This is a genomic window from Pseudomonas sp. XP1 (assembly GCF_053557675.1).
Genome location: NZ_JBNRIJ010000017.1, coordinates 104,233 through 107,730, shown reverse-complemented (window position 1 = coordinate 107,730; position 3,498 = coordinate 104,233). Strand labels below are relative to the sequence as shown.

The window sequence follows — 3,498 nt, the reverse complement described above, 5'->3', positions numbered from 1 at the left end:
CGATCGAGTTCACCTCCTGTATCCCCGGCACGTTCGACAGTTTTTCGAAGCCCCGGCAATCTGTGCATCAACGCAAGATCCGGGGGCTGCTACGCAGCCCATCGCGACACAAGGCCGCTCCTACAGGGATCGCGCAGGCGTCTGGATTCTGGGTAAGACAGCGCGCCCGCGATCAGCCTGCATCACCGCGTTTGTTCATCTGTTCGCACTGCACCAGTGCATCCGTCCTGCTTGGATAACTGGGCTTGAGCCGCTCCTTCGCTTGGTTATCGTAAATGTCGAAACCCCCACAAACGGTAGCGGCGTAATAGCGGCTACCCACGCGGAACGATTCCTTTTCGATCGGTACAGCGGGAACGATAACGAATCTTGGTTGCATTTTTCGTGCCTCCCCAGGCAGAGATTTAAGTATTAGTCTGACCATGGATAACCATCAAGGAGACTCATGAATAAAACTCGGTTTTCGTGATCGGCAGGTCGACAGCTGTACTGTCATCAAATGAAAACCCGCTGTCGTCCGATGCGAAGCGCCCCACACACCAAGGGCATACAGTCCAGTCACACAGAACTGACGCCATGCGTCCAGATCGATGATTGGAGAGACAAGCATGTCCAAAGTCGTACGTTTCCATCAGACCGGTGGCCCCGAGGTGCTGCGCTACGAGGACGCCGAGGTCGGCGAGCCCGGCCCGGGGCAGGTGCGCTTGCGCCAGGTGGCGGTGGGCCTGAACTATGCCGATACCTATTTCCGCAACGGCACCTACCCGATCCCGTTGCCCAACGGCATTGGCGTGGAAGCGGCCGGCGTGGTCGAGGCGCTGGGCGAGGGCGTGACCCAGGTGGCGGTCGGTGACCGAGTCACCTATACCGGCTTCCTCAACACCCTGGGCGCTTACTGCACCGAGCGCCTGATCCCCGCGGCCGCGCTGATCAAGCTGCCGGATACCATCGCTTTCGAAACCGCCGCCGCCATGACCATGCGCGGCCTGACCTCCGCCTACCTGCTGCGTCGGCTCCATGACTTCAAACCCGGCGACAGCGTGCTGCTGCATGCTGCCGCTGGCGGGGTCGGCCTGATCGTCGCGCAGTGGGCGCAGTTGCTGGGGCTGAACGTGATCGGCACGGTGTCCACCGAGGCCAAGGCCGAAGTGGCTCGCGCCCATGGCTGCAACCACGTCATCAACTACAGCGCCGAGGACGTTGCCACGCGCGTGCGTGAACTGACCGATGGGGTAGGGGTGAACGTGGTGTTCGACAGCGTTGGCAAGAACACCTTCATGGGCTCGCTCGATGCGCTCAAGCGCCGCGGCCTGATGGTTTGCGTCGGTACGGCGTCGGGCACCATCCCGCCGTTCGACCCGCAGTTGCTGGCGATCAAGGGTTCGCTGCAGCTCACCCGCCCGGCGCTGGCCGACTTCATCGCCGACCCGGCGGAGAAGGCCGACCTGGCCGGCGAGCTGTTCGATCACGTTGGCAGCGGGCGCATCCGTATCGAGATCAACCAGCATTACGCACTGCAGGATGCCGTCCAGGCACACCGTGACCTGGAAGCGCGCAAGACCACCGGCTCGTCGATCTTCGTCATCTGAAGAGGGCAACAGCATGCACATCGAACAACTGACCTGCGCGATCGGTGCCGAAGTAAGTGGGGTCAACCTGGCCGACGCGATCCACGACGACGACCTGTTCGCCCAGCTTCGCGCGCAGTTGCTCCGGCACCGTGTGCTGTTCCTGCGCGACCAGCACTTCAGCCGCGCCGAACACGTGGCTTTCGCCCGCCGCTTCGGTGACCTGGAGGACCACCCGGTGGCCGGCAGCGACCCGGAGCATCCGGGGCTGGTACAGATCTACAAGCGCCCCGACCAGCCCAACGACCGCTATGAAAATGCCTGGCACACCGACGCCACCTGGCGCGAGGCACCGCCGATGGGCTGTGTGCTGCGCTGCATCGAATGCCCGCCCGTGGGCGGCGACACGATGTGGGCGAACATGGTGCTGGCCTATGAAAACCTGCCAGGCGATGTGAAGGCCAAGATCGAAGGCCTGCGCGCCCGTCACAGCATCGAGGCCAGTTTTGGCGCCGCCATGCCGCTGGAAAAACGCCTGGCGCTGAAGGCGCAGTTCCCTGATGCCGAGCACCCGGTGGTGCGCACCCACCCGGAAACCGGTGAGCAGGTGTTGTTCGTCAACGCTTTCACCACCCATTTCAGCAACTACCACACCCCGCAGCGGGTGCGCTTCGGGCAGGACGCCAACCCCGGTGCCAGCGACCTGCTGCGTTACCTGATAAGCCAGGCCTACCTGCCGGAGTACCAGGTGCGCTGGCGCTGGAAGCCCAACAGCGTGGCGATCTGGGACAACCGCAGCACACAGCATTATGCCGTCATGGACTACCCGCCGTGCCACCGCAAGATGGAACGCGCCGGGATCAAGGGCAGCACCACGTTCTGAGTTCGTCGCCATCGCTGGCGGCAACCGCACAATAACAATAGCGAGGACTACAGCATGCAATTCTTCGACGATTCGTTGCACCCGGAAAACATGGAAAAGGTGGTGATCACCGTTGCTCCCTATGGCCCGGAGTGGATGCCCGAAGACTTCCCTGAAGACATTCCCCTGACCATGGATGAGCAGGTGCAGAAGGCCGTCGACTGCTTTGATGCCGGTGCCACGGTATTGCACCTGCACGTGCGCGAACTGGATGGCAAGGGCTCCAAGCGCCTTTCCAAGTTCAACGAGCTGATCGCCGGGGTGCGCGAAGCGGTGCCGGACATGATCATCCAGGTTGGCGGGTCGATTTCCTTTGCTCCGGAAGGCGAAGGCGAGGCGGCCAAGTGGCTGTCGGACGACACCCGGCACATGCTCGCCGAGCTGACGCCGCGCCCCGACCAGGTGACCGTGGCCATCAACACCACGCAGATGAACATCATGGAGTTGCTGTACCCCGAGTACCTGGAAGGCACCTCGCTGGCCAGCCCGGCGATTCATGCCGCGTACAGCGAGATGACCGTGCCGGCCGGCCCGGCCTGGGTCCGCGAGCACCTGCGCCGCCTGCAGGCCAGCAACATCCAGCCGCATTTCCAGCTGACCGGCATGCATGCCCTGGAGACGCTCGAGCGCATCGTCCGCCGTGGTGACTACATGGGCCCGCTGAACCTGACCTGGATCGGCATTGGCGGCGGCTTCGACGGCCCCAACCCGTTCAACTTCTTCAACTTCATCCACCGCGCGCCGGACGGTTGCACCCTGACCGCCGAATCGTTGCTGAAGAACGTGCTGCCGTTCAACACCATGGCCCTGGCCATGGGCCTGCACCCACGCTGCGGCAACGAAGACACCATCATCGACCAGCATGGCAAGCGCTTTACCTCGGTGCAGCAGATCCAGCAGACCGTGCGTGTGGCCCATGAGCTGGGCCGCGAGATTGCCAGCGGCAAGGAAGCACGCGCCATTTACCGCATCGGGCAGCAGTACGACAGCATCGAGCAGACCCTCAAG

4 protein-coding genes are annotated in these 3,498 nt (G+C 63.1%); 3 read left to right on the top strand and 1 reads right to left on the bottom strand.

What is annotated here, in order from left to right; genetic code table 11:
- Nucleotides 1-172: 172 nt before the first annotated feature.
- On the bottom strand, nucleotides 173-379 hold the full coding sequence (locus ACK1U9_RS16360; protein ID WP_080958527.1) for a hypothetical protein: 207 nt from the start codon (nucleotides 377-379) through the stop codon (nucleotides 173-175).
- A gap of 229 nt (nucleotides 380-608) precedes the next feature.
- Between ACK1U9_RS16360 and ACK1U9_RS16355 the strand changes: the two genes are divergently transcribed.
- The 3 genes from ACK1U9_RS16355 to ACK1U9_RS16345 form a co-directional block, all read left to right on the top strand.
- Nucleotides 609-1,589 carry a quinone oxidoreductase family protein gene (locus tag ACK1U9_RS16355; RefSeq protein WP_085598824.1) on the top strand — a complete coding sequence of 327 codons (981 nt, stop codon included), beginning with the start codon at nucleotides 609-611 and terminating at the stop codon, nucleotides 1,587-1,589.
- A gap of 13 nt (nucleotides 1,590-1,602) precedes the next feature.
- A complete protein-coding gene (locus ACK1U9_RS16350) occupies nucleotides 1,603-2,451 on the top strand; it encodes a TauD/TfdA dioxygenase family protein (protein ID WP_085598826.1) in 849 nt (282 codons plus the stop codon).
- 54 nt (nucleotides 2,452-2,505) lie between these two features.
- The coding region (locus tag ACK1U9_RS16345) for a 3-keto-5-aminohexanoate cleavage protein (RefSeq protein WP_449110024.1) at nucleotides 2,506-3,498 on the top strand (993 nt) is incomplete at its 3' end.

Coding starts and splice junctions, on each gene's coding strand:
- ACK1U9_RS16360 (WP_080958527.1), bottom strand. CDS start 379: ATGCAACCAAGATTCGTTATCGTTCCCGCTGTACCGATCGAAAAGGAA.
- ACK1U9_RS16355 (WP_085598824.1), top strand. CDS start 609: ATGTCCAAAGTCGTACGTTTCCATCAGACCGGTGGCCCCGAGGTGCTG.
- ACK1U9_RS16350 (WP_085598826.1), top strand. CDS start 1,603: ATGCACATCGAACAACTGACCTGCGCGATCGGTGCCGAAGTAAGTGGG.